19 protein-coding genes and 1 tRNA gene are annotated in these 24,306 nt (G+C 65.8%); all 20 read right to left on the bottom strand.

What is annotated here, in order from left to right:
* Positions 1-28: 28 nt before the first annotated feature.
* Positions 29-1,084: a GTPase ObgE gene (gene obgE, locus ACZ1JV_RS13690; protein WP_465137662.1), complete on the bottom strand. Its 1,056-nt coding sequence runs from the start codon at positions 1,082-1,084 to the stop codon at positions 29-31.
* Between the two features lie 156 nt (positions 1,085-1,240).
* Positions 1,241-1,316, bottom strand: a tRNA-Ala gene (locus ACZ1JV_RS13685).
* A gap of 207 nt (positions 1,317-1,523) precedes the next feature.
* On the bottom strand, positions 1,524-2,303 hold the full coding sequence (locus ACZ1JV_RS13680) for a hypothetical protein (RefSeq protein ID WP_465151975.1): 780 nt from the start codon (positions 2,301-2,303) through the stop codon (positions 1,524-1,526).
* Positions 2,304-2,412: 109 nt separating this feature from the next.
* Entirely contained in the window at positions 2,413-3,153 is a 741-nt protein-coding gene (locus tag ACZ1JV_RS13675) for a Bax inhibitor-1/YccA family protein (RefSeq protein ID WP_465137660.1), read from the bottom strand.
* Positions 3,154-3,316: 163 nt separating this feature from the next.
* Positions 3,317-4,126, bottom strand: a complete 810-nt coding sequence (locus tag ACZ1JV_RS13670; RefSeq protein ID WP_465151974.1) for a pyrroline-5-carboxylate reductase family protein — start codon at positions 4,124-4,126, stop codon at positions 3,317-3,319.
* A gap of 156 nt (positions 4,127-4,282) precedes the next feature.
* Complete coding sequence (locus ACZ1JV_RS13665; RefSeq protein WP_465137658.1) at positions 4,283-4,792, bottom strand: type III secretion system chaperone family protein; 510 nt, start codon at positions 4,790-4,792, stop codon at positions 4,283-4,285.
* Between the two features lie 164 nt (positions 4,793-4,956).
* A complete protein-coding gene (locus ACZ1JV_RS13660; RefSeq protein ID WP_465151973.1) occupies positions 4,957-6,987 on the bottom strand; it encodes an SPOR domain-containing protein in 2,031 nt (676 codons plus the stop codon).
* Between the two features lie 281 nt (positions 6,988-7,268).
* Complete coding sequence (gene ftsZ / locus ACZ1JV_RS13655) at positions 7,269-8,855, bottom strand: cell division protein FtsZ (protein WP_465151972.1); 1,587 nt, start codon at positions 8,853-8,855, stop codon at positions 7,269-7,271.
* Between the two features lie 180 nt (positions 8,856-9,035).
* Positions 9,036-10,316, bottom strand: coding sequence for a cell division protein FtsA (ftsA, locus tag ACZ1JV_RS13650; RefSeq protein ID WP_465151971.1), 1,281 nt, complete (start codon positions 10,314-10,316; stop codon positions 9,036-9,038).
* Complete coding sequence (locus ACZ1JV_RS13645; RefSeq protein WP_465151970.1) at positions 10,316-11,302, bottom strand: cell division protein FtsQ/DivIB; 987 nt, start codon at positions 11,300-11,302, stop codon at positions 10,316-10,318. Before ACZ1JV_RS13645 ends, ftsA begins: the two co-directional genes overlap by 1 nt.
* Positions 11,299-12,261 (bottom strand): D-alanine--D-alanine ligase, encoded by a 963-nt coding sequence (locus tag ACZ1JV_RS13640; protein ID WP_465151969.1) that lies wholly within the window; start codon positions 12,259-12,261, stop codon positions 11,299-11,301. Before ACZ1JV_RS13640 ends, ACZ1JV_RS13645 begins: the two co-directional genes overlap by 4 nt.
* Positions 12,258-13,190 (bottom strand): UDP-N-acetylmuramate dehydrogenase, encoded by a 933-nt coding sequence (gene murB / locus ACZ1JV_RS13635; RefSeq protein WP_465151968.1) that lies wholly within the window; start codon positions 13,188-13,190, stop codon positions 12,258-12,260. The genes ACZ1JV_RS13640 and murB overlap by 4 nt, the downstream gene beginning before the upstream one ends.
* 112 nt (positions 13,191-13,302) lie before the next feature.
* Positions 13,303-14,724, bottom strand: coding sequence for a UDP-N-acetylmuramate--L-alanine ligase (gene murC / locus ACZ1JV_RS13630; RefSeq protein ID WP_465151967.1), 1,422 nt, complete (start codon positions 14,722-14,724; stop codon positions 13,303-13,305).
* Complete coding sequence (gene murG, locus ACZ1JV_RS13625; RefSeq protein ID WP_465151966.1) at positions 14,721-15,905, bottom strand: undecaprenyldiphospho-muramoylpentapeptide beta-N-acetylglucosaminyltransferase; 1,185 nt, start codon at positions 15,903-15,905, stop codon at positions 14,721-14,723. Before murG ends, murC begins: the two co-directional genes overlap by 4 nt.
* Positions 15,902-17,101, bottom strand: a complete 1,200-nt coding sequence (locus tag ACZ1JV_RS13620; RefSeq protein ID WP_465151965.1) for an FtsW/RodA/SpoVE family cell cycle protein — start codon at positions 17,099-17,101, stop codon at positions 15,902-15,904. The genes murG and ACZ1JV_RS13620 overlap by 4 nt, the downstream gene beginning before the upstream one ends.
* Position 17,102: 1 nt before the next feature.
* Positions 17,103-18,452, bottom strand: coding sequence for a UDP-N-acetylmuramoyl-L-alanine--D-glutamate ligase (gene murD, locus ACZ1JV_RS13615; RefSeq protein WP_465151964.1), 1,350 nt, complete (start codon positions 18,450-18,452; stop codon positions 17,103-17,105).
* Between the two features lie 4 nt (positions 18,453-18,456).
* Complete coding sequence (mraY, locus tag ACZ1JV_RS13610; protein WP_465151963.1) at positions 18,457-19,527, bottom strand: phospho-N-acetylmuramoyl-pentapeptide-transferase; 1,071 nt, start codon at positions 19,525-19,527, stop codon at positions 18,457-18,459.
* Positions 19,528-19,544: 17 nt separating this feature from the next.
* Entirely contained in the window at positions 19,545-21,053 is a 1,509-nt protein-coding gene (locus ACZ1JV_RS13605; RefSeq protein WP_465151962.1) for a UDP-N-acetylmuramoyl-tripeptide--D-alanyl-D-alanine ligase, read from the bottom strand.
* 7 nt (positions 21,054-21,060) lie between these two features.
* Positions 21,061-22,524 carry a UDP-N-acetylmuramoyl-L-alanyl-D-glutamate--2,6-diaminopimelate ligase gene (locus ACZ1JV_RS13600; protein ID WP_465151961.1) on the bottom strand — a complete coding sequence of 488 codons (1,464 nt, stop codon included), beginning with the start codon at positions 22,522-22,524 and terminating at the stop codon, positions 21,061-21,063.
* A gap of 10 nt (positions 22,525-22,534) precedes the next feature.
* Positions 22,535-24,289, bottom strand: coding sequence for a peptidoglycan D,D-transpeptidase FtsI family protein (locus tag ACZ1JV_RS13595; RefSeq protein WP_465152569.1), 1,755 nt, complete (start codon positions 24,287-24,289; stop codon positions 22,535-22,537).
* Positions 24,290-24,306: the final 17 nt, after the last annotated feature.

Here is a 24,306-nt window from a genome sequence, read left to right as displayed (position 1 = left end):
TCAAGCGCCATGGCCGCGCTTTCGCCGGTCAGATCGGCGACCAGGGCTTCTCGTCCGCCTCTTCCTGCTCGCCTTCCGGACGTTCGGTTACGGTGGCGGCGGGCAGGTAGTCGATCACCGCATCGAGCAGCTTCGACATGCCCTTTCCGGTTGCGCCGGAAATCGGGAACACTTCGTGGGCGCCTGCCTTCAGAAGTTCCTTGGCATATTCGGCGGCAAGGGCGTCATCGACAAGGTCGATCTTGTTGAGCGCGACCAGGCGCGGCTTGCCTTCCAAACCGCCGCCATAGGCTTCCAGCTCTTCCTCGACGATGTGCATCGCCTCGACAGGATCGGTGTTGGAGATATCGATCAGGTGCACCAGCACGCGGCAGCGCTCGATATGGCCCAGGAAACGGTCGCCGATGCCGGCGCCGTCCGCCGCACCGGCGATCAGGCCGGGAATGTCCGCCAGCACGAACTCGCGGTTCTTGTGGGTGACGACGCCCAGCTGCGGGCGCAGCGTGGTGAAGGCATAGTCGCCCACCTTCGCCTTCGCGTTCGACAGCTTGTTGATGAAAGTGGATTTGCCCGCGTTCGGCATGCCGACCAGGCCAACGTCAGCCAGCAGCTTCAGCCGCAGCCAGACCCACATTTCCTGCGCGGGAATGCCCGGCTGGTGCTGGCGCGGGGCGCGGTTGGTGCTGGTCTTGTAGCTGGCATTGCCGCGGCCGCCCATGCCGCCTTCCATCAGCGTCACGCGCTGGCCGGCTTCGGTAAGATCGGCCAGAACCGTTTCGCGGTCCTCGTCATCGACGATCTGGGTGCCGACCGGAACCTTGATGACAAGATCCTTGCCCGCCGCACCATTGCGGTTCTTGCCCATGCCGTGGCCGCCGCGCGGGGCCTTGAAGTGCTGGGTGTAGCGGAAATCGATCAGGGTGTTCAGGCCGGCCACCGCTTCGAACACGATGTCCGCGCCCTTGCCGCCGTTGCCGCCGTCCGGGCCGCCGTACTCCACGTACTTCTCGCGACGGAACGAGACCGCGCCCGGGCCGCCGGCGCCGGAACGGATATAGATTTTCGCCTGATCAAGAAAGTGCATGGGTTCGGTCCAGCGGATTCAAAGACGGCCACGGGCGATGCTGCGACACGCGCGGCACCTCTGGCCAGATAAACAAAAAACCCGACCTTGTCGCGCATCCACGCCTCGGGCCGGGGTAGAACCGGTTCATCCGGCTCAGGTCAGACATGTAAGGATTGGTGGAGCCGAGGGGGATCGAACCCCTGACCTCGTCATTGCGAACGACGCGCTCTCCCATCTGAGCTACGGCCCCGTTCCAGTCCTTTCCCAAGGCGAGTTACCGCATCGGGAGCGCTCCCTTAGCGAGAAGGAACGCCCGTTGAAAGAGCAAAAGTGGCGGCGCCGGAATTTTCGCCCGCGCCAAGCGAACGGTCGCGCCGGTTACCCGGTCCGCTGAAACGACAGAGCCGGCGCCCCGCTCTGGCGGGGCACCGGCTTCTGCAAAGACTGATCGGCAGACTTACTGCGCGTAAGCCTGCTGCTGCGGCTTGGTGGCCGGTGCCGTCGCCACCGGAGTGACGCCTGCCGGGCTGCCCGCCTGCGGTGCCGCCAGCATCGGAGCCGGCTGGCCCGCGCCATAGCGCGCATTCCAGGCGGTCAGATCGGCGCGATACTGGTCGTAGCTGTTGAAGAACTCCATGTAGGGAGCCTCCGCCTTGGCCAGGCCGCTCACCGCATAGGCATTCAGCTGGCTGGCCGGAACCGCCTGCATTTCGGCGGCAAGGCCGATCATGGCGTTGCACAGCGCGGGAACCACCGGCGGCAGCGCGAAGAAATTGTAGACCTGCGTCTGATATGTCTCGCGCGCCTTGGTCCCGCCCTTGCCGTACTTGGCGGCAAATTCCTTATCGACCGCCTTGTTCGTGGCGGTCAGTTCCTTTGCATGGCGTACAAGGAAGTCCTTGTAGCCGGCCAGGATCGGCCCGTGATCCGGCCCCATGCAGTTCAGCGCGGCCACGTTGTAGGCCGAACGCAGGTTCCACAGCGTCTGGGCCTGCGAAATGCCCGAATTCACCGTGGTACGCGAACCGTTCACGGCCAGCGCCGGGATCACCATGTTGGTCTGCGCGCCCATCGGCGGCATCGGCCGCGGCGGGATCACGACCGCTGCCGGCGGCGGCGGCGGCGCAACGGCCACCTTCTCCGGCCCGCAGCCAGCCAAAGTCACGGCGAGCGAACCTGCTGCCAGCGAAAGGCCCCATGCCAGGCCGCGATTCTTCAGGTTTACCACCCCGATCACTCCAAATTTCCTCGATCTTTACTAACTACAGCGACCGGGCAGCAAAGAAAATGCCCGGTGCGACGAATCGAACCGGGCATAGCAACCGTCAAATGTGGAAAACGGTGGATTACCTGCGATCGCCCAGGAAGCTCAGCAGGAACTGGAACATGTTGATGAAGTCCAGATAGAGCCGCAGAGCACCCATGACCACGGCCTTGCCCACGAACTCGGTACCGCGAACGCTGTAATACTGGTTCTTCAGCGCCTGGGTATCGTAAGCCGTCAGGCCCGCGAAGATCAGCACGCCCAGGATCGAGATCCCCAGCTGCAGCGCCGTGGACTGGACGAACATGCCGATCAGCATGGCGATCAGAATGCCGAACAGGCCCATCGTCAGGAACGTGCCGAAGCCCGAAAGATCCTTCTTGGTGGTGTAGCCCACCAGGCTGAGGCCCGCGAAGGCGGCGGCGGTCGCGAAGAAAGTCGTCGCGATCGAGGCGCCGGTGAAGACCAGGAAGATCGAGGCCATCGACAGGCCCATGATCACGCAGAAGCCCCAGTAGAGCATTTGCAGGGTGGAGGTCTTCATCCGCTGGAAGCCGAAGCTCATCGCCATCACGAAACCGAGCGGCGCCAGCATGACCAGCCAGCGCAGCGGGCTGCTCAGCACCTGCACGGCAAGGCCCGAAGTCGCAAAGCCCAGCGCCACGACGCCCGAGAGCAGAACGCCCGAGGCCATGTAGTTGTAGATCGACAGCATGTAGCGACGCAGGCCCGTATCGTACGCGACCTTGCCGCCAGTCCTGCTATCGAGGCTCGGAGACGCTCCGAAGCCCGTACCGGGCTGGGGGTCGTTCCAATTCGCCATGTCACACTCCCTTAGACGGGCTCGCCGCCAAACGCGGGAACCCGGACCAACCGAATATCGCCTTCGCCGCACCGCTTTTCAAGGAAAACCGGCTCCGGCTCTTTGTGTCAAAGTGTAAAAGGAACCGAAATTACCAATCGGGCGGATCGGCATTCCGGCCCGATCAGCCGCGGCGGGCCTCTGCCGCCATCTCCGCATTGCGATCGTTGGAGGCCTTCATGGTGGCGGCGATCAGCGACGCCAGCGCGCCATCGGCATCCAGCACGTTCATGCCCGCACGCGTCGATCCGCCCGGGCTGGCTACCTTGTCGGCCAGTTCGCCGGGCGAAAACGGCGAGGCTGCCGCCAGTTGCGAGGCGCCCTCCACCATCGCCACTGCAAGGCGTTGCGCCTGCGCCGGCTCGATCCCCAGCGCCACACCGCCTGCTGCCAGAGCATCGATAAAGCGATAGACGAAAGCCGGCCCGCAACCGGTCAGCGCGGTCACCGCGTCGAACTGGCCTTCGTTGTCCAGCCACTCGGGGGTGCCGAGGTGATCCATCAGCGCCGTCACGTCGGCGCGGCCATCATCGTCCAGCCCACGCGAATCGAGCGCCACCGGCGACTTGCCGATCGCCACCGCCAGATTGGGCATGATGCGCAGCATCGCGCCGGCTTCGGGGAAGCGCGCGGCCAGGCTGTCGAATTCCACGCCGGCAAGGATGGAGAACAGCACGGTGTGCCGCCCCACCAGCGGCGCGATCGCCGGTGCCGCACCGTCCAACCCCTGCGGCTTGATGCCCAACATGACGGCATCGAAGCGGCCCTCTGCCGGCAGGTCCTGCAGCAGCGTCACGCCTTCGGGAACGGATTCGCGCTTGGGATCGACCACGGTGAAGCGCGACGCGGGAACACCGCCCTTCAGCCAACCTTCCAGCATGGACCCGGCCATGTTGCCGCAGCCGACGAGAAGGATGTTCTGAAAGCGGTCCATGTCATTTCCTCAAGCCGTAACGCGCCGCATCATGCAGCAAACGCGGGCGGCTTAGGGCACCCCTTAATGCGTGCCAAGACCCCAGCACGCAATCTCGAACCGGGCTCGAACCGGGCCAGCGGCTGCCAGCCCGGCAATCATGTATTCAAATCCGGATCACGCCTCGCCAGCGGCGTCGATCAGAGCAGCGGCCAGCGCTTCCGTGGGGGTCTTGTCGCCCCAGAGGATGAACTGGAAAACCGGATAGAAACGATCGCATTCCTCGATCGCGGCTTCCACCACGGTCTGCGCCTGGTCGAGGCCAAGCAGCCCGTCCTCGCCCAGCATCAGGCCGTGGCGATAAAGCACCACGCCGCCGTTCGACCAGACATCGAAATGGCCGACCCAAAGCTGTTCGTTGATAAGCGCCAACGCTTCGTACACGGCCGAGCGCTTCGCATCGGTGATGCGCACGTCCGGCAGGCAGAGCAACTGGAGCACCCGGTCTTCGGGACGCCAGATGGCCTGGAATTGATAGGTAGCCCAGGCGCCCTTTACCTCGCCCGAAAGCTCATCCTCGCTGGCAAGTTCAAAGGGCCAGTCACGCGCCTCGAAAAGTGCGGCCAGCATCTCCACGGGAGCGCTGTCCTCTTCGTCTCGGCCGATATCGTCCTGAACCGTTCTCATGATCTCCGACATTCGACCTCCGCAACGCTTGGCCGCATGGATGCTTTGCCTTGCCCCTCCTGCACAACCCGGACGCCACGATCGCCTGCGCAAAACTGCACTGGGCTGTTAACAGCGTGTGGATAAGATCAGGCGGGCGGCAGCACCACCGCGGCTTCGGACGGTTACTTGGCCGAAAGCGGGTCGACTACCTGGCCTGCCGGACTTGTCCAGGGCAGAGCATCGTCAAAGCCTTGCTTCTTGGCGTCGGCAATAAACGCATTGGCGGCCTTTTGGGTTTCGAACGGCCCCACAAGCACGCGATTGGTGCGCCCCATGTCGCTCACGTAAGGCTGGCGCCCCTTGAGCAACGTGGGAGACTGCTTGAGGTAGCGGCGCCAATCGAAGGCGATGGCATCCTTGTCACGCCCCACGCCGATCTGCACCCAGATGCGGCTTGGATGGGCGGGAGCGGCAGGCTTCTTGCCCTTGGCGGGCGCATCGGCCTTGGTGCCCGGCTTGCCCTCGGCCTTGGGATCGGCCTTCGGATCGCCCTTCCCTGGGCCCTTGGCCTCAGGCTTACCTGTCTTGGGGTCAATTCTGCCCGCCTTGGGATCAGGCTTCGTAGTGCCCTTGGCGTCGGGCTTACCTTCCACGACATCGTCGGGCTTGACCTCGGGCTTCGCGGAGACCTTGGGCGCCGGCGGCGGTGCCGGACGAGCGGGCTCGATCTGGCGAATATCCACGGCGCCGGCGGTGGGGACGATCTGCATCCCCGGCTTGCCGAGGTCCGCGAATATCTCGGCCAGCGACGGCTGGTGTGCGCTAGGCTCGGGCGGCGCTTCCGCGACAGGGCGCGCTGGCGGCGCAGTGATCGGAGCAGTTGCCGGCGCCGCTGCTGTCGGCGGGGTCTGCACGCGCGAAATGTTGAACCCCTGCCCGCTTGCAGTCGCGGCCGAGGACGGCAGCGTGGGCGGCGTCGGCGGAATCGAAGTCCGGGGAGCCGAAGTTGGCGGAACGGAAGTCGCGGCCATCGAAGTTGGGGGCGCCGTAACGGGCGGCGTAGTGCGGGTGACGGTCGGCGCCAGTGCAGAAGGAGCAGGCGCAGCCGCCTTGCCGCCTACGGCCGGCAGCTCGCCCGAGGCATCGCGTTCGATGGTGGGCATGGGCTCGGGCGGAGCGACGCGCGCCGGCTGGGTCGGCACCGAGGTATGCGACATGTTGCCGGCCGAGGCGAGATGCGTTGACGTGCCGCTGGAAAGCGGTGCGGTCTGCGCCACCGTAGCCGGCGCCGGGAGCGATGGCGCCGCGGCGGACGATGTCTTGCGACCGCCGCGCGTGCCTGACTTGCCGGCGGCCGGCGGGTTCGCCGCAATGCGCGCCTGCGACGCCATGGCCGCCTCGGTCGCGGCAAGTTGCGTTGCGTAGGCCGAGATGCGCGGATCGTCGTGGCCGATTTCGGACGCACGCGGGAACTTGCCCAGATTGGCGGCCGCCGCCTGCTGCGCCCGCGTCAGGCGCGGCATGTAACGCAAGTAGGGGGCGATATTCTGCGCCAGTTGCGGCGGCAGGATCGAGTTCGATACTTCCACCGCCTGCTGCGTGTCTCCGCCGATCGCCAATGCGAAGGCCCGGGTACGCCAGCCCGGCTTGTCCTGCTTTTGCAGCAGCGGCATCAGTGTGGCCTGCGCTGCCGCACCGTCACCGGCGATCGCCTGGCTGACGGCAAGACGCATCCGCGCGTCCTCATCCGCCGCGCCGCCAAGTGCCGCCGCATAGTAATGCTGGGCCGTCGCGTTCGCGCCCACGAGATCGTAAGCCAACCCGCGATCTGCCGCGATCTGGCTGGGCGTGGCCCCGGCCTTCTCGGCCTCTGCGAACAGCGGAATGGCCGATACCGGGTCGCCGCTCAACGCCAGGGCGCCAGCGAGGCCCGCCTTGATATGCGCATTGCCCGGCGTGATTTCGTCGGCGCGGCGGTAGAAGCCGATGGCAGCGTCATAATCGGCCAGCGACTTGGCCGCATCGGCCGCGTCGACAAGCGCCGCCGCATCGCGCGGATTGCGCCCGAGACGCGCCAGTGCGGCGCTCAGCCGCTGCGACTGCGCCCCCGGCAGCGCCTGAACCACCGGCCGTGCGACAACGGGAGCATTCTGCGCGGCAGACACCTGCGGCACCAGCAATGCAGGCAACACCAGCGTGACCGACGCAAGCATGGGAAAACCAAGCGAAGCCCGAACGCCATGAACGGCCCGCGGCTTGATGCCCGATTGCTTCTGCCTCACCGCCACTGCTGCGATATCCTTGCTATCCGGCGCGCGGGTCGGGCCATGCAGGCCTGACCGTTCCATTCGCGCCACTGATCTTGTCCGGCGGGCCTATGGCGCCCAACACCTGAACCTCGGGCTAACACACGCTAGCATGATGCGCGCGGGCCGTTCCGAAAATAGCGACGGGGCGGGCGGCCCGAAAGCCGCCCGCCCCGTCCGATACCGAATTACTGGTTGTTCTGGCGGCCGAGGAAACGCGGGATCGAGATCGATGCCGAGTCCTCGTCGTCGGCCGACGGCTCGGGAGCCGCTGCCTTCGGACGCGAAAGACTGGTCATGCGTTCGAACAGCGTGCTGCCGCCGCCAACCGGACGGGCCGGAGCCGCCGTCGGAGCAGGTTCTGCCGGGCGACGCTGACGCAGCGGCGAGTTCGGCACGGTCTGCCCGCCATCCAGCAGCAATTCGTCCTGCGGTACACCCGGTGCTTCGAGACCGCCCGACAGGTCGAGCGGCGCACGCTGGCCGTGCAGGCCGGTCAGGCTGCCGTAGGCGTCATTGGCCGGTTCGTCGACATGCGCTTCCAACTCTTCACCCGCACCCAGTTCGAGTTCGAACGGCTCGGCCTCAGGCGCGGCGGCGTGAACCGGCGCGGGTTCTGGGGCCGGGGACGACAGATCGAGCGGCGCCGGGGCTGCGGCCGGTTGGGGAGTAAAGGCCGACGGCGTCTGGATCGCCGGACGCGAAGGCGCATGATGCTCCACCGGGGCCGGACGCGAAACCATCGGGCGAACAGGGCCCCGTCCGGCACTCAGCGACACCGGACGCGCGGCGATTTCAGCCATTTCGCTGGTCTGCTCGATACCCGTGGCGACTACCGAGACACGAATCTTGCCCTGCAGGTCCGGGTTGAACGCCGAACCCCAGATGATGTTCGCATCGGGATCGACCAGTTCGCGAATGTGGTTAGCCGCTTCGTCGACTTCCAGCAGCTTCATGTCGTCGCCGCCGATGATCGAGATGATCACGCCCTTGGCGCCCTGCATCGAGACGCCGTCGAGCAGCGGGTTCGCTATGGCGCGTTCGGCCGCTTCGAGCGCGCGGTTCGGGCCTTCGCCCTCGCCCGTGCCCATCATCGCCTTGCCCATCTCGCCCATGACCGAGCGGACGTCCGCGAAGTCGAGGTTGATGAGGCCCGGCATGATCATCAGGTCGGTGATCGAACGCACGCCCTGCTGAAGCACTTCGTCGGCCAGCGAGAACGCTTCCTTGAAAGTGGTGTCCGCCTTGGCGACCAGGAACAGGTTCTGGTTCGGGATGACGATCAGCGTATCGACGTGCTTCTGCAGCTCTTCGATGCCCGCATCGGCAGAGCGCATGCGGCGCGTGCCTTCGAACATGAACGGCTTGGAAACCACGCCCACCGTCAGCACGCCCTTGGCGCGTGCGGCCTGCGCGATGATCGGCGCGGCGCCAGTGCCGGTGCCGCCGCCCATGCCGGCGGCGATGAAGACCATGTGCACGCCATCGAGCAGACGCTCGATGTCAGGCAGGGTTTCCTCTGCCGCCGCGCGGCCCACTTCGGGGCGAGCGCCGGCGCCGAGGCCCTGCGTGATATCGGGCCCCAGCTGAATGCGGGTTTCCGCGATCGAATTGTTCAGCGCCTGCGCGTCGGTATTGGCGACGACGAAGTCGACACCCTCGATCTGCGCCTGGATCATGTTGGCGATGGCGTTTCCGCCCGCCCCGCCAACGCCGATGACGACGATGCGCGGACGAAGCTCTTCGATTGCCGGCGGTCCGATGTTGATGCTCATTTCGTTCTCCTGGCAGGCCCGTGCGCGAAGAAATTTACCTTGACTAGTTTGATTGCACGCTTCGCTTCATCGAGGCAAAGCGTGCCGGCTCTTTGTCCACAGCAGAAACCGCCGTTTGCGGCCAATCGTGCCGGTTTTGCCATGGCCCCAATGGACCCGGCACCCTGTCGGCACGACTGGTCAGAAGTATTCCCTCAGTGCTCTATAGACGCGATTGATCACGCCCAGGCCCGAATAACTTATTGTCTGCTGCCGGTTCTTTCCGAAGCTGCGAATATCCACGGGGTCCGCGCCAGCGTAGAGAACCAGGCCGGCAAGCGTGGAAAATCCGGGTTTCACGTGCGCCTCGGCCAATCCGGTCAAGTGCGGCACGCTGCCCACGCGCACCGGCTTGCCCAGCGCGGCCTGCGCATAATCGGCGAGTCCCACCAATTCCGCGCCGCCGCCAGTAAACACCACCTGTTTGCCGCGCTGCGCATTGAAACGCATGGCCTTCAAGGCCTTGTTTATTTCTTCCATCAGCACGCCCAACTGGCCGGTGATGACGCCGATCAGCTCGGCACGCGGGATGCGATTCTTGTCATCGGCATGGCGGGCGACAGGGCCGGCATGTTCCTCCCCCGGCGCGTTGACCGGGATCATCTCGCGGTGATCGTGCGGGCTGGCGATTGCCGATCCGTTCACGCATTTCAGGCGTTCGGCCTGGAAGCGGCGGATGCCGAAAGCCGAAGCGATCGCGTCGGTGATATCGGCAGAGCCCATCGGGATCGAGATCATGTCGATCAGCAAGCCGTGCGAATAGACGGCCACATTCGTCACTTCCGCGCCGAATTCGACCAGCGCCACGCCCAGATCGCGCTCTTCCGGCGAAAGGCACGCCTGCCCCGCCGCGATGGGCGATCCGACGATCGCCTCCACCTCAAGATGCGCGCTCTGCACCGCCTCGGTCAGATTGCGGATCGGCGCGCCGTCGGCCAGCATGATGTGGATGTCCACGCCCAGGCGCTCGGCATGAAGACCCTTGGGATTGCCCACGCCATGCGCACCGTCGAGCCGATACTGCGCGGGCTGCGCGTGCAGCACCATGCGCCCGTCCGGCTGGATCACCTCCCGCGCGGAAACGAGGAGCTGATCGATATCCTCCTGCTCGATCCGTCGGCCGCCGATCTCGGCATCGAACTGGTCGATCCGGCTGGCGAGCCCCGCGCCGGAGCAGCCGATCCAGACCTTGGAGACGCTGGTATCGGCCATCTTCTCGGCCCGGTCGATGGCATCGCGCACGGCATAAGTCGCGGCGGCCATGTCGGTGACGTAGCCGCGCTTGATACCCTGGCTGGCACGGTGGCCGGAGCCGAGCACGATCATGTCGCCCATTTCGGACATGCCGGCGACGATCGCGGAAATGCGGAAGGAACCGATGTTGACGGCGCCGAATACGCGGGTGATCCGGGGGCCTGCCATCACTGCTCCTCCGCGTCGGCGGGTACTAAAGTCTTGGGCGCCTTGTCGGCGGCATCGGCGGCGGTCTGTCCATGCGGCACGGCGCCGGCGCTGGAGGCGATCTCCTGCCCTTCGCCTTCCGGCACGCGCATATAGATGCGATCCGGCGCACGCATGTCGAAGGCCATGACTTTGCCGCCCAGCAGGCGATTGGTGCCATCGAGCCGCGCGAAAGTGACCAGCGCGCCGGCGGCTTCCTTGTCGCCTTCCGGCAGGGCCAGCACTTGTCCGGTGCGGAAAGTCAGGTTCCAGCGGCGGTTGCCGATCCATTCGGCCTCCTGCACGCCGGGCTGCAACGCGGGCGCTGCCTGCAGCAGATTGGCCAGCTCCGTCACTTGCTGGCCTGCACCGGGCCCGGAGACGATCAGCTTGCCGCCGGTATCCTTGCGGCTGACCTGTTCCAGCTCATGCCCGGTCTCGTCGATCAGCACGAACTGATCGTCCTTGCGCAGCACCGCATGGGCCTCGCGCTCGACGATATCGATCACCAGCGTATCGGGAAGCTGGCGCGATACGCGCGCATCCTTGACCCAAGAGAGGCCCAGCAATTCGGCGCGCAGCGCATCGAGGTCGACCTCGGTCATCGCCCGGTCCCGCTCGGCCAGCGCCTTTTCGTAGACCTTCAACTCATTCAGGTGCTTCACGCCGCGCACTTCCACGCGTTTCACCTCGAAACCAGCATCGGCCGAAACCCGGGCGAATTGGGCGTTCGCCAACATCGGCACGCCAGCGGCATTGGCCACCACGCAGGCAAGCCCCACCGCGCCGCCGAGAATGGTGACGAGGAAGATCTTGTGCAGCTGCTCTTCGGTGAACGGCAGCCACGACATCGCCGCGTCGAGCGTCGATCCCGTGGTCGCCTTCGCCTTGCGAACCTTGGCCTTGGTGCCTTGCCGGGCGGCGACTTTCCTTGCGCTCTTCGGCTTGCGCCGGATCGTCTGGCTCATCCGCCCTCCTTGGCCGCCTTGCGGGCGCGCGCATCTTCGAGCGCTTCGGCAATAATCGCCTCGACCAGATCGGGGTATTCCATGCCGCAGGCGCGGGCCTGTTCGGGCACGAGGCTGAGCGGGGTCATGCCCGGCTGGGTGTTCACTTCCAACAGGAACAGCCCTTCGACGCCCTGCGTATCATCCCAGCGGAAGTCCGAACGGCTGGTGCCCTTGCAGCCCAGCAACTGGTGCGCGCGCAGGGCCAGATCCTTGCACGCCGCCGTGATCTCGTCGGGGATTTCGGCCGGGCAGATGTGCTGCGTCATGCCGTCGGTGTACTTGGAATCGAAGTCGTAGAAGCCGGACTTGGGCCTCAGCTCGGTAACCAGCAGAGCGCGGTCGCCGATCACGGCGGTGGTCAGTTCAAGTCCGCGAATATAGGGTTCGGCCAGAAGGCGGTCGAAATGCTGCCAGGGGCCTTCGGTCTCGCGGCCGATCGGATTGCCGTAATTGCCATCGGCCGTGACGATGGCGACGCCGACGGACGACCCTTCGTTGACCGGCTTCAGCACATAGGGGCGCGGCAGCGGATCGCGCTCGAAAATCTCGGCGCTTTCGACGATGCGGCCGCCGGGCATCGGAATGCCGTGCGGGACCAGCGCCTGCTTGGTCAGTTCCTTGTCGATGGCGATCACCGAAGTGGCAAGGCCCGAATGGGTGTACGTGAGGCCCATCAGGTCCATCATGCCCTGCACCGTGCCATCCTCGCCCGGCGCGCCGTGGAGTGCGTTGAACACCACGTCCGGCTTCGCTTCCGCAAGACGCAGCGCGACATCGCGGTCCATGTCGATGCGGGTGACCTTGTGCCCCTTGGACTCGAGCGCCTTGGCCACGCCCTCACCGCTCATCAGCGAGACCGGCCGCTCGTTCGACCAACCGCCCATCAGGACTGCGACGTGGAGTTTGGGAAGGGTCACTTCTGAATACCTACTCGTTCTTGATCTGGCGCTCCGGCAAACATGCCTACGCGCTGGATTTCCCATTCGAGCGTGACGCCCGACTTTTCCTTGACCCGGCGGCGCACTTCTTCGCCCAAGGCCTCGATATCGCTGCTGGTGGCGTCGGCCACGTTGAGCAGGAAATTGGTGTGCTTCTCGCTCACTTGCGCGCCGCCGATGGTCAGGCCCCGGCAGCCGGCTTCGTCCACCAGAGCCCAGGCCTTGTGACCTTCGGGGTTCTTGAAGGTCGAACCGCCGGTCTTGCTGCGCAGCGGCTGGCTGGCCTCGCGGCTGGCGGAGATGCGGTCCATCTCGGCCTGGATCGCCGCTGGATCGCCGGGCTGACCTTTGAATCGGGCGGAAACGACCACCGCGCCCTCGGGCAGTTCCGAATGGCGGTAAGTGTAGCCAAGGTCGGCATTGACCAGCGTGACCAGTTCGCCGGAGCGCAGGACGACATCGCAATCGACCAGCACGTCCTTGACCTCACCGCCATAAGCGCCGCCGTTCATCCGCACGAAGCCCCCCACAGTGCCGGGGATGGAGCGCAGGAACTCGACGCCGGCAATGCCGTTGTCGCGCGCGGTGGAGGAAACGAGGATGCCGCTGGCGCCGCCGCCGCATTCCAGCGTCACGTCGTCCACTTTCGTCACTTTGGCGAAAGGCTTGCCAAGCCGGATCACCACGCCGGGAACGCCGCCGTCGCGCACGATCATGTTGGAGCCCAGGCCCAGCGCCATGACCGGCACGGCGGGATCGAGATCGCGCAGGAATGCCTGCAAGTCGGCCAGGTCCTTCGGCTCGAACAGCCACTGCGCCGCACCGCCGGACTTGAACCAGACGAGCGGGGCCAGCGGCGCATCAGCCGTCAGCTTGCCGCGCGTTTCCGGGAGGAGAGGTTGCGCCACGTCCATCATCCTTCGACAGGCTCAGGATGAGCGGTCTTGAAGTGACCGAGGATATAAAATCCCGCTCGTGCTGAGCTTGTCGAAGCACTAGGGTGAGGCGCGGGATAGCCAGTCACGCAGCCCTCCGCTTGGCCACGGCATCCGCCAGACCGGCCGCCCACTTGGTGATGTCCCCCGCGCCCAGGCAGACGACCATGTCGCCCGGCTGGATCGAGGTTGCCAGCGCATCGGCCAGCGCGTCCGGCCCGGCGATCACTTGCGCGGAACGGTGCCCGCGCGCCTTCATGCCCGAAACCATGTGATCGGAATCGACGCCTTCGATCGGCTGCTCGCCCGCCGCATAGACCGGCGCGGCATAGACCACGTCGGCATCGTTGAACGCGCCTTCGAAGTCTTCCATGTGATCGCGCAGGCGCGTGAAGCGGTGCGGCTGGACCACGGCGATGACGCGGCCCTTCACGCCTTCACGCGCGGCGGCCAGCACCGCGCGAATTTCCACCGGATGGTGGCCGTAGTCGTCGATCACCGTCACGCTACCGCCCTCGACCGCGATCTCGCCCACCTTGGTGAAGCGGCGCTTAACGCCGCCGAACTTGGAAAAGCCGGTCTGGATGCAGGCGTCCGAGCAGCCCATCTCCACCGCGACGCCGATGGCGGCGAGCGCATTCTGGACGTTGTGACGGCCCGGCATCGGCAATTCGATACCCTCGATCCGGCGGAACGAGCCGTCCCGCTGGCGCAGCGCCACATCGAAACGGTTGCCGCCCGGAACCGGCGTCACATTCTCGCCGCGAATGTCCGCCTGCGCGGAGAAACCGTATGTCACCACGCGGCGGTCGCGCACCTTGGGGATCACCGCCTGCACTTCGGGGTGATCGATGCAGAGCAGCGCGCAGCCGTAGAACGGCACGTTTTCGATGAATTCGACAAAGGCGTCCTTCACCTTGTCGAACGAACCGTAGTGATCGAGATGCTCGGGATCGATGTTCGTGACGACGGCGATGGTGCCGTCCAGACGCAGGAACGAACCATCGCTCTCGTCCGCTTCCACGACCATCCAGTCGCTCTCGCCAAGTCGCGCGTTGGAGCCGTAGGCATTGATGATGCCGCCGTTGATCACGGTGGGATCGACCCCACCCGCGTCGAGCAGCGCCGCGACCATCGACGTCGTGGTGGTCTTGCCGTGCGTGCCCGCCACCGCGACGGTGTTCTTCAGGCGCATCAGTTCGGCCAGCATCTCGGCGCGGCGCACAACGGGGATGCGGTGTTCGAGCGCGTAGACCACTTCCGGGTTCTCACGCTTCACGGCTGTGGAGGTGACGACCACGGCCGCGCCCTCGACGTTCTCCGCCGCATGACCGATCGAGACCTTGATGCCCCGCTTGCGCAGGCCTTCAACCACATAGCCCTCGGCAATGTCGGAACCCTGCACGGCGTAGCCAAGGTTGTGCATCACCTCGGCAATGCCGGACATGCCGATGCCGCCGATGCCGACGAAGTGGATCGTGCCGATTTCAGTGCCGACGCCCTTCATGCGGCCGTACCCTTGCGTGCGAGGGCTTCGCCGCCCTTGGCGGGCACGGTCTTGTCCATTCGAATTACGTCCATGATCGGGCTGGCGCCGAAGCTTTCTACAAGGTCGGCAAGGTCAGCCGCGGCATTGGGATAGCCGCAGTTCCACGAGGCATGCGCGGCATTGGCCAGCGTCTCCGGATGGAGCGCCATGGCCTGAATCTGCTTGGCCAGCGTGGATGCGGTGAAGCTTTCCTGACGGATCGCACGCGCGCCGCCGGCGGCCACGATCTCCCGCGTGTTGGCGGCCTGATGGTCGTCGGTGGCGATCGGCAGCGGGATCAGGATCGCCGGGCGGCCCACATCGGTCAGTTCGGCAATCGTCGAAGCGCCAGAGCGGCCGATGAAGAGGTGCGCACCGGCCAGACGCTCGGCCATGTCCTCGAAATAGGTCGCCAGTTCGGCCGGGATGCCGTGGCTGGCATAGCGGGCGCGAACCGCCTCGATATCCTCGGGACGGCACTGCTGGATCACCTGAAGGCGGGAACGCAGCGCGGGGGGCAGCATGGCAAGGCCATCGGGCACCACTTCGGAGAGCACGCGCGCGCCCTGGCTGCCGCCGGTGACGAGGATGCGCAGCAGGCTGTCCTCGGTGAATTCGGGGAACGGCGCATCGCGCAGCGCCAGCACTTCGTCCCGCACCGGATTGCCGACCAGCGTGACCTTGCCGGAGAGCTTGGGGTCGAGCCGGTCGACCTGCTCGAAAGCGGTGGCGATGGCATCGACCTTGCCCGCAAAGTAACGGTTCACGCGGCCTAATACCGAGTTCTGCTCATGCAGGATCGTCGGAATACGGGCCGAACGCGCGGCGAGCATCGTCGGCAGCGCCGGATAGCCGCCGAAGCCGATCACGGCGGTGGGCTGGAAGCTTTCGAACAGGCGCAGCGCCATGCGCTTGCCTTCCAGAATGCCGCGCAGGCCCTTCAGCCAGTTCAGCGGATTCTTGCCCGCGATGCGCCCCTGCGGCAGCACATGCGCGGGCAGATAGTCAGGCTTGCCCGGAATCGCGGCGCCGCGCTCATCGGTGATGAGCGCGACGTGATGCCCGCGGCGGTCCAGTTCGGCAGCAAGCGCGAAGGCGGGGATGAGGTGTCCGCCCGTCCCGCCCGCGGCAAGAACGTAATGACGGCTGACCAGACTCATGAAGAAACGTCTCCGATGGCGCGCAGCGAGAAGCCCTCGCGCTTGATGAAGGGATTGCGCCGCGTGATTGCGAGGAGAAGGCCGACCGTCAAGCACATGGCGACAGTCGACGAGCCGCCGTAGCTGATCAGCGGCAAGGTCATGCCCTTCGAGGGGAAGAGCTGCAGGTTGACGAGGATGTTGATGAACGCCTGCCCGCCGAACTGGGAGGCGATTCCCGAGGCGGCGAGCACCGTGAACAGGTCCTCCTCCTCGGTCAGGCGCAGCATCACCCGCACCAGCAGCGCAAGGTAGAGACCCACGATCACCATGCAGGCGATCAGGCCGAATTCCTCACCGATGACGGAGAAGATGTAGTCGGTATGCGCTTCGGGCAGCGCCATCTTGCGAATGCCCATCCAGAAGCCCTGCCCGAACCAGCCGCCGTTCAGCAGCGTACGCTGGGCAAGGTCCACCTGATCGAAGGCATTGCCGCCGGACAGGAACGAATCGATGCGATTCCGGCCGTTGGCATAGGTGAAATACATCAGGACGATGCCGGCCACGCCCGCGCCGGCGAACATGCCGATGCGCTTCAGCGGAATGCCCGCCAGCAGGATCATCACGAAGAAGGTGCCGGAAAACAGCATGGTCGATCCGAAGTCCGGCTGCGCCATCAGCAGAGCGCCGATCAGGCCCATCAGGCAGAAGCACAGCGCCACCACCGGAATGTTGGGATCGCGTGCACGCCACGAGAGGATCCATGCCAGCAGGATCGGGAAGCCGGTGCCCAGGAACTGAGAGGGCTGGAGCGAAATGCCGAAGTGCAGCCAGCGCTTGGCGCCGTTCACTTCCGAACCCACCACCGGCACCAGCAGCAGGCCAAAGATCATCATGCCCGCAATCAGGATGCCCAGTCGCCGTGCGCTGTCTTTCGACAGGCTGGAGGCCCAGAACATCGCGCAGAGCCCCACGAACTGCCAGCGCAAGTGCAGCCAGAAGAAGTAGAGCGATGGCAGATGTTCCTGCGAGGTCGACAGGCGGCGCGCACTCGCCGGGGAGCCGGCCGCAACAGCAATCGCGCCGATCCCCATCAGGATCAGCACGAGGGCCAGAAACGTACGGTCAATCTCCTGCCACCAGATCGCCAGCTGACCGCGACGGTTGCGGTTGTAGCGCGTATTGGCGGGCGATGCCCCCGGCGCGGCGGTTGCCATCCTAGTGCTTCTCCCCTGCGGCCGCCGCTTCGCCCTGCGTTTCCAGCAGAGCCTCGACGATCTGACGGAAGGCCAGCCCGCGCGCTTCGTAATCGCGGAACTGGTCGAAGCTGGCGCAGGCGGGGGAGAGCATGACGATATCGCCGGGGACGGCTTCGGCCATGGCTTCGCGGATGGCCTCTGCCATCATCTCGCTGCGGTGGACGCGCGTGTAGGGCGCAAGGATTTCGGCAAAGCGCGGGCCGGCATCGCCAATGGTGTAGGCGGCGGCGATATTGCCGAAGAACGGAGCACACTCGTCAAGGTCGTCGCCCTTGGGCAGACCGCCGAGGATCCAGTGGATGCGCGGGTTCGGATCGGGCGGAAACGCAGCAATGGCCGGCGCGGCCGAGGCGGGGTTGGTGGCCTTGGAATCGTTGATGTAGACGACACCGTTCGCCTCCGCCACGCGCTCCATGCGGTGCGGCAGGCCCCGGAACTTGCGCAGCGCGGGCTTCCACTTGGCGGCCGGAATGCCCAGCGCCTCGACAATGGCGACAGCAACGGCAGCGTTCTGCAGATTGTGCGGGCCTTGCAGCGAGGGCCAGTTCTTCTGCAGCGCCGCAAGTTCATGCCCGTCCACCTCGCGCACGACACCGGGTTCGCGGCGCGCGGTCTCGACGGCGGCGATATCGGCGGTCTCGACATCGCCCTTGCCGAACACGGCGGGGCGGTTCGCGCTTTGCATTTCGAACAGCCGCGCCTTGGAGGCAGCATAGGCGGCAAAGTTCTCGTACCGATCGAGGTGATCGGGGGTGATGTTCAGCAGCGCGGCCACATCGCAGTCTAGGCTGCGGGTGAGGTCGATCTGGTAGCTCGACAGTTCGAGCACATAGACGCCGCCCTCCGGCAGCGGTTTGGCGGAAAGCACCGGCACGCCGATGTTGCCGCCGACACGTGCCTCGACACCGGCCGACTTCAGCAGGTGCTGGACCAGCGAGGTCGTTGTCGACTTGCCGTTGGTGCCGGTGATGCCCACCACGCGGTGCGCGGGCAGGCTTTCGCGGGCCAGCGCGAAGAGCTCGATATCGCCGATCACAGGAACGCCATAGCGGCGCGCGGCTTCGGCGATGGGATGGGTGTTGAGCGGAACGCCGGGCGAGACGATCACACCGTCATAGCCGGTGAGATCGGCGGTCACCGGATCGGCCAGTTCCACGCGGCCGGCCATCTGCTGGCGCGGCTCATCGCGCGAATCCCAGGCCATGACGTGCGCGCCGCTGGCGAGCAGCGTTTCCACGGCAGCAAGGCCCGAGCGCGCAAGGCCGAGGACCGCGTAACGCTTTCCGGCGAAGGCGGGAGAGACGATCACGCGCTTATCGCAGCTTGAGCGTGGACAGCCCGATCACCGCAAGGACGATCGAGATAATCCAGAAGCGGATGACGACGGTCGATTCCTTCCAGCCCTTCTGTTCGAAGTGGTGATGGATCGGCGCCATGCGGAACACACGGCGCCCGGTACGTTTGAACCAAAAAACCTGAATGATGACCGATGCCGCTTCCAGCACGAAGAGGCCGCCAACGATGGCCAGCACGATTTCATGATGCGCGGCAACGGCGATGCAACCGAGTGCGCCGCCGAGCGCGAGGCTGCCGGTATCGCCCATGAATACGGCGGCGGGCGGCGCGTTGAACCACAGGAAGGCCAGGCAGGCGCCGATGATGCCCGCGCAGAACACCGCAAGCTCACCCGCGCGCGGCACGTGGGGAATGCCCAGATAGTTGGCGTAGTCGACGCGGCCGGCGAGGTAGCAGATGATCGCGAATGTGCCCGCCGCGATGATGACCGGCATCGTCGCCAGCCCGTCCAAACCGTCGGTCAGGTTCACTGCGTTGCCCGCGCCCACGATCACGAAGGCAGCGAAGACGTAGTAGAACGGCCCGAGCGGAATGTAGCGGCCCGAAAGGAAAGGCACGTAGAGGTTCGTGTTGAGCTGGCTGACGATGATGTAGGCGGCGATGCCCGCCACCACGAACTCCAGCCCCAGCCGCAGCTTGCTGGAAAGCCCGGCGGTGCTGCGCTTGGAAACCTTGTCGTAATCGTCGAGGAAACCGATGATTCCGAAGCCCACGGTAACGGCGATGCAGGCCCAGACGAACGGGTTGGTCACATCCATGAACAGGATCATCGACGCGACCAGCGCGGTCAGGATCATCAACCCGCCCATGGTCGGCGTGCCGCGCTTGGCCAGATGGCTCTGCGGGCCGTCCTCGCGGATCGGCTGTCCTTTGCCCTGGCGCACGCGCAGCATGTTGATGAAGCGCGGCCCGATCAGCAGGCCGATGCCCAGCGCCGTCATCAGCGCAGCGCCGGAACGGAAGGATTGGTAGCGGAAGAGGTTGGACAGTCCCTCGAAGTGGAACCATTCTGCGATCAGATACAGCATCTTGCGGGGGAGCCCCCCTACCCTTCCTGTTTACCGAGTTCCGTTACCAGAGAAGCCAAGCCAACCGAGTTCGAGCCCTTGACCAGGATCACATCGCCCTGCTCCAGCCCGAACGCGCGCAGCGCATCGACGGCTTCCCGCACAGTCAGGCAATGCGCGAAGGGCACGCGCTTGCCAAGCGGAACGCTGCCCGTTTTCCCCGATCCCGGGGATTCCGACGCATTCGCAAGCACATCGACCAGCGGGCTCATCTCGTCACCCACCAGAACCGCGTAATCTACCTTGGCGGCGGCGAGCGGCGCGGCCAGTTCGGCGTGGAAGGCGGGACCATGCGCGCCCAGTTCCTTCATCGAACCCAGCACCGCGATCCGGCGCGTGGCGGCGGTGCGGCCAAGCTGTTCCAGCGTTGCCCGCATGGAAGCGGGGTTGGCATTATAACTTTCGTCAATGAGCAAGGCGCGGCGGCGGCCCTCGGCGTCGGGCTCCCCACCCGGAACGTCGATCTGGAGCCGCGCGCCGCGTCCCGGCAACCCGCCCATTTCGGCGAGCGCCACGCCAGCGGCGCCGAGGTCCCCCTTGACCGCGCGCACCGCGGCCATGACCGCGAGAGAATTGATCACGTGATGCTCGCCCGGCGCGGCCACAGTGTAGCAGACGCGCCGATCGCGCATGTCCACCGTCACCAGCGAACCGCCGCCGATGGCCGGCACGGTATCGAGCAGGCGCACCCCGGCATCGGCCGCCTTGCCGAACGAGACGACTTCGAAGCCCAGCGCCTCGGCCGCTTCCTTCAGGCGATGGAAATAGGGGCTGTCCGCCGGAATCACAGCCACGCCGCCGGGTTCGAGCCCCTCGAAAATCTCGGCCTTGGCGTCGGCGATGGCCTCCATCGATCCCAGCATCTCGATATGCGCGGGCGCGATGGTGGTGATGACGGCAACGTTCGGCCGCACCTGACGGGTCAGCGCGGCGATCTCGCCAGCGTGGTTCATACCCATCTCGAAAATGCCGAAACGCGCGCGAGAGGGCATACGCGCAAGGCTGAGCGGCACGCCGACGTGGTTGTTGTAGCTCTTCACCGATCGGTGCGCATCGCCGCGGCTCGCACGGTCCAGCGCGTCGAAGATCGCTTCCTTTACGCCGGTCTTGCCCACCGATCCGGTAACGCCGATGATCGGGCCGCGCGCACGGGCCCGCGATGCCGCGCCCAGCCGCTCCAGCGCCTCGGTCGTGTTCTCGACCAGGATGTGCGGGCCATCGATCGGACGATCCACCACGACGGCGGCGGCGCCCTTGGCGAATGCGCCTTCCACGAAGCGATGGCCGTCCATCGCCTCACCCTTCAGGGCAAAGAACAAGTCGCCGGGCTGGACGTCGCGGCTGTCGATCTCGACGCCGGACACGGTGAAGTCACCACTTGCCTTGCCCTGCATCACCCGCGCGAGTGTGGCCGAATCCCACAATGCTTGGGTCAAGTCCTCGGCGGCGTCAGCGGGCCATTCGAGAATCCGGGCGTGAGCGTTCATGGCATTCCTACCTTCCAACCGTACCGGCCATTTCCCTGGCAACGGTAACGTCGTCGAATGGCAGCACGCGAACGCTGTCGCCGCTGCCGATGATTTGCCCCTGTTCGTGCCCCTTGCCGGCGACGAGGACGATGTCCCCGCGCTTGGCTTCGGCCACCGCCGCGCGGATAGCCTCGCGCCGGTCGCCGATTTCGCGTCCCTTTCCGTCCATGCCGGCAAGCACCATGGCACGGATCGCGGCGGGGTCTTCGCCGCGCGGGTTGTCGTCGGTGACGATGGCGAGGTCTGCCCCCTCTGCCGCCACCTTGCCCATTTCGGGGCGCTTGCCCTGATCGCGATCGCCACCGGCGCCGAACACCACGATCAGGCGTCCTTCAACATGCGGCCGAAGCGCGGCAATCGCCGCCTCCAGCGCATCGGGTGTGTGCGCATAGTCGACATAGACCGGCGCGCCAACCGGAGAGATTGCCGCGCGCTCAAGCCGTCCGCGCACGGTAACAAGGCGCTTCAGCGCATCGAAAGTCGTGTGGGCATCGCCGCCCGTCGCCAGCACCAGCCCTGCCGCGACCAACGCGTTGGCTGCCTGATAGGCCCCGATAAGCGGCAGCTCGAGCACGCGGGATTTCCCGTCATGCTCGAGCTCCAGCTTCTGGCCGAGTCCGCCCGGCGTGCGACCCGAGAGGCGGATGCTGGTGCCATTGGCACCCACGGTGAAAGTCTTGAGCCCGCGCTTTTCGGCTTGGGCAATCGCCTTGGCCGACCATTCATCGTCGGCCCAGATCACGGCGGTGCCGCCATCAACGACCACTTCGTCGAACAGGCGCATCTTGGCCGCGAAATAGTCGTCCATGTCGGCATGGTAATCGAGGTGATCGCGCGACAGGTTGGTGAAGGCACCCGCCGCCACGCGCGGCCCTTCGATGCGGAATTGCGAAAGGCCGTGGCTCGACGCTTCATAGGCCACATGAGTCACGCCTTCGCGCGCCAAACCGGTCAGGTTCGCCAGGAACGTGACGATATCGGGCGTGGTCAGGCCGGTCGAAACCGTCTCGTCGCTGGTGGTGACGCCCAAGGTGCCGATGGAGGCGGCGCGCTGGCCGGCCATGCGCCAAATCTGGCGGGTCAGTTCGACGGTAGAGGTCTTGCCGTTGGTGCCGGTGACGGCCACCAGCGTTTCGGGCACCGGCTGATAGAACGGCGCGGCAAGGCGCGCGAACAAGTGGCGCGGCTCGTCGGCGGCGAAGTGGACAGCGCCTTCTACTTTGGCATCAGGGCTGGCGACGATGGCCACGGCGCCAGCCTCGATCGCAGCAGCGATGTAGTCCTCGCCATTGAACTTCGCGCCCTTGAAGGCGCCGAACACGGTTCCCGGCGCGACCTTGCGGTGATCGATGGCAAATCCGGTCACGTTCACATCCGCGCCTGCCGGGGCAGCAATGTCAGCAGCAGCGCAGAGGGCATTCAGCTTCATTCGTCAGGGCTCACTCTTCAGCACCACCAGCCGGAATCAGCGGCTTGAGGTCGGAAACGTCGATATCGCGGGTCTCGTCCGGCATGATGCCGAGCAGAGGCCCGATACGGGGGATCACGCGCGCAATCACCGGCGCGGCGTTCCAGGCGGCGGTGCGCTGGAACGAGGTCGCCTCGGTCGCCTGCGGCTCGTCCATCATGGAAATGACGACGTAGCGCGGGCGGTCCATCGGGAAGGCGGCGGCAAAGGTGGCAATCAGCGAGTGGTGGCGATAACCACCCGCACCCGGCTTTTCGGCCGAGCCGGTCTTGCCGCCCACGCGAAAACCGGGCGCGTCGGCCTTGCGACCGGTGCCGTAGGATACGATCATGCGCAGAAGCTGGCGGATACGCGCGCTGGTGGCGGCGGTGAACACGCGGCGCCCTTGCGGAACCTGCGATGCGTCCAGCTTCTTCAGCGTCGCCGGGCGCCAGATGCCGCCATTGACCAGCGCCGCATAGGCCGAGGCAAGGTGCAGAGGCGTCACCGCGATGCCGTGGCCGTAGGACACCGTCATCGTGCGCAGGCGCGGCCATTCGCCACGCGGCCAGAGCGGGAAACCGCGCGCCGGCAGCTCGACATAAGGACGCTCGTTCATGCCGAGCGATTCCATCGTCTTCTTCAGCCGCACGCCGCCCAGTTCGTCGGCAATCTGCGCGGTGACGACGTTCGATGAGTGGATCAGCGTTTCCAGCACGTTCAGCGAACTGCCGTAGTTGTGCAGGTCGTGGATCGTGAAGCCCGCCACATGCAGCGGCGATGCCGGCCAGCGGCGACGCAGATCGGTGATCGTGCCTGCATCGAGCGCGGCGGCGACGGTGATCGGCTTGAAGGTCGAACCCAGTTCGTAGACCTGGTTGGTCACGCGGTTGAAGCCGTGCGGCACATCGCCCTGCGCGGCCTGTTCCGGCGTGATCATCAGGTCCGAAGGCTGGACATGATTGGGATCGAACGAGGGCAGCGATGCCAGCGCGAGGATCTCACCCGAATCGACATCGAGGATGACGCCCGCCGCGCCCTTCGCCTTGCTGAGCGCCATGCCGCGCGCCAGTTCGTCTTCCAGCGCGCTCTGCACGCGGAAGTCGATCGACAGGACGGAGGGTTGTGCGCGGCCTTCGGGGCTCGTCAATTGCTTGTCGAACGCCTCTTCCATGCCGACCTGGCCCTTGCCGAAGGTATCGACATAGCCCAGCACCGATGCCGCCATCGACCCTTGCGGGTAATAGCGGGTGGCCTCCATCGGATATTCCAGCGCCGGCTCACCCAGCGCATGAACCTTGTTGGCGTCTTCCGGCAGGATCGACTTGCGCAGATAGCCGGGCTTGTCGGAGGACAGCTTGCCGATCAGTTCGGCGCGATTGAGATCGGGGAAGATGCGGATCAGCCCGTCCGCCACCTGCTGCGGCGTGTGGATCAGGGCAGAGCCTTCGCTCATCGCCTTGGGGTTGAACCACAGCGAATAGGTATTGAACTCACGCGCCAGCGGCACGCCGTTACGGTCCACGATTTCGCCGCGGTTCGGCACCAGCAGGCCGGACAGGTCGCCATCGCGGCCGCCCGGTCCGGTAACGCCCAGCCAGCAGATACGCGTCAGTGCCAGCATCCCCACCAGCGCGAAAACCCCAAGAATCCACAGCGTGCGCAGCTTGGCGACGATCAGCGAGCGCTGTCGTACGTTCACCAGCTTGCGCCGCCCGGTGGATACCGTGGTGGGGATCGCGCCCATGGGGAAGGCGGGAGCGT

The sequence above is a fragment of the Novosphingobium sp. BL-S-19 genome, assembly GCF_055521675.1.
This window is presented reverse-complemented; position numbering and strand designations above follow the sequence as displayed.

What these genes read in the sequence shown, in the direction of transcription:
- mraY (WP_465151963.1), bottom strand. Translation starts at nt 19,527, where the DNA reads ATGCTGTATCTGATCGCAGAATGGTTCCACTTCGAGGGACTGTCCAAC.
- ACZ1JV_RS13620 (WP_465151965.1), bottom strand. Translation starts at nt 17,101, where the DNA reads ATGGCAACCGCCGCGCCGGGGGCATCGCCCGCCAATACGCGCTACAAC.
- murG (WP_465151966.1), bottom strand. Translation starts at nt 15,905, where the DNA reads ATGAGTCTGGTCAGCCGTCATTACGTTCTTGCCGCGGGCGGGACGGGC.
- ACZ1JV_RS13675 (WP_465137660.1), bottom strand. Translation starts at nt 3,153, where the DNA reads ATGGCGAATTGGAACGACCCCCAGCCCGGTACGGGCTTCGGAGCGTCT.
- ftsA (WP_465151971.1), bottom strand. Translation starts at nt 10,316, where the DNA reads ATGGCAGGCCCCCGGATCACCCGCGTATTCGGCGCCGTCAACATCGGT.
- ACZ1JV_RS13645 (WP_465151970.1), bottom strand. Translation starts at nt 11,302, where the DNA reads ATGAGCCAGACGATCCGGCGCAAGCCGAAGAGCGCAAGGAAAGTCGCC.
- ACZ1JV_RS13605 (WP_465151962.1), bottom strand. Translation starts at nt 21,053, where the DNA reads ATGAACGCTCACGCCCGGATTCTCGAATGGCCCGCTGACGCCGCCGAG.
- ACZ1JV_RS13665 (WP_465137658.1), bottom strand. Translation starts at nt 4,792, where the DNA reads ATGAGAACGGTTCAGGACGATATCGGCCGAGACGAAGAGGACAGCGCT.
- obgE (WP_465137662.1), bottom strand. Translation starts at nt 1,084, where the DNA reads ATGCACTTTCTTGATCAGGCGAAAATCTATATCCGTTCCGGCGCCGGC.
- ACZ1JV_RS13660 (WP_465151973.1), bottom strand. Translation starts at nt 6,987, where the DNA reads ATGCTTGCGTCGGTCACGCTGGTGTTGCCTGCATTGCTGGTGCCGCAG.
- ACZ1JV_RS13595 (WP_465152569.1), bottom strand. Translation starts at nt 24,289, where the DNA reads ATGGGCGCGATCCCCACCACGGTATCCACCGGGCGGCGCAAGCTGGTG.
- ACZ1JV_RS13600 (WP_465151961.1), bottom strand. Translation starts at nt 22,524, where the DNA reads ATGAAGCTGAATGCCCTCTGCGCTGCTGCTGACATTGCTGCCCCGGCA.
- ftsZ (WP_465151972.1), bottom strand. Translation starts at nt 8,855, where the DNA reads ATGAGCATCAACATCGGACCGCCGGCAATCGAAGAGCTTCGTCCGCGC.
- ACZ1JV_RS13670 (WP_465151974.1), bottom strand. Translation starts at nt 4,126, where the DNA reads ATGGACCGCTTTCAGAACATCCTTCTCGTCGGCTGCGGCAACATGGCC.
- murC (WP_465151967.1), bottom strand. Translation starts at nt 14,724, where the DNA reads ATGAAGGGCGTCGGCACTGAAATCGGCACGATCCACTTCGTCGGCATC.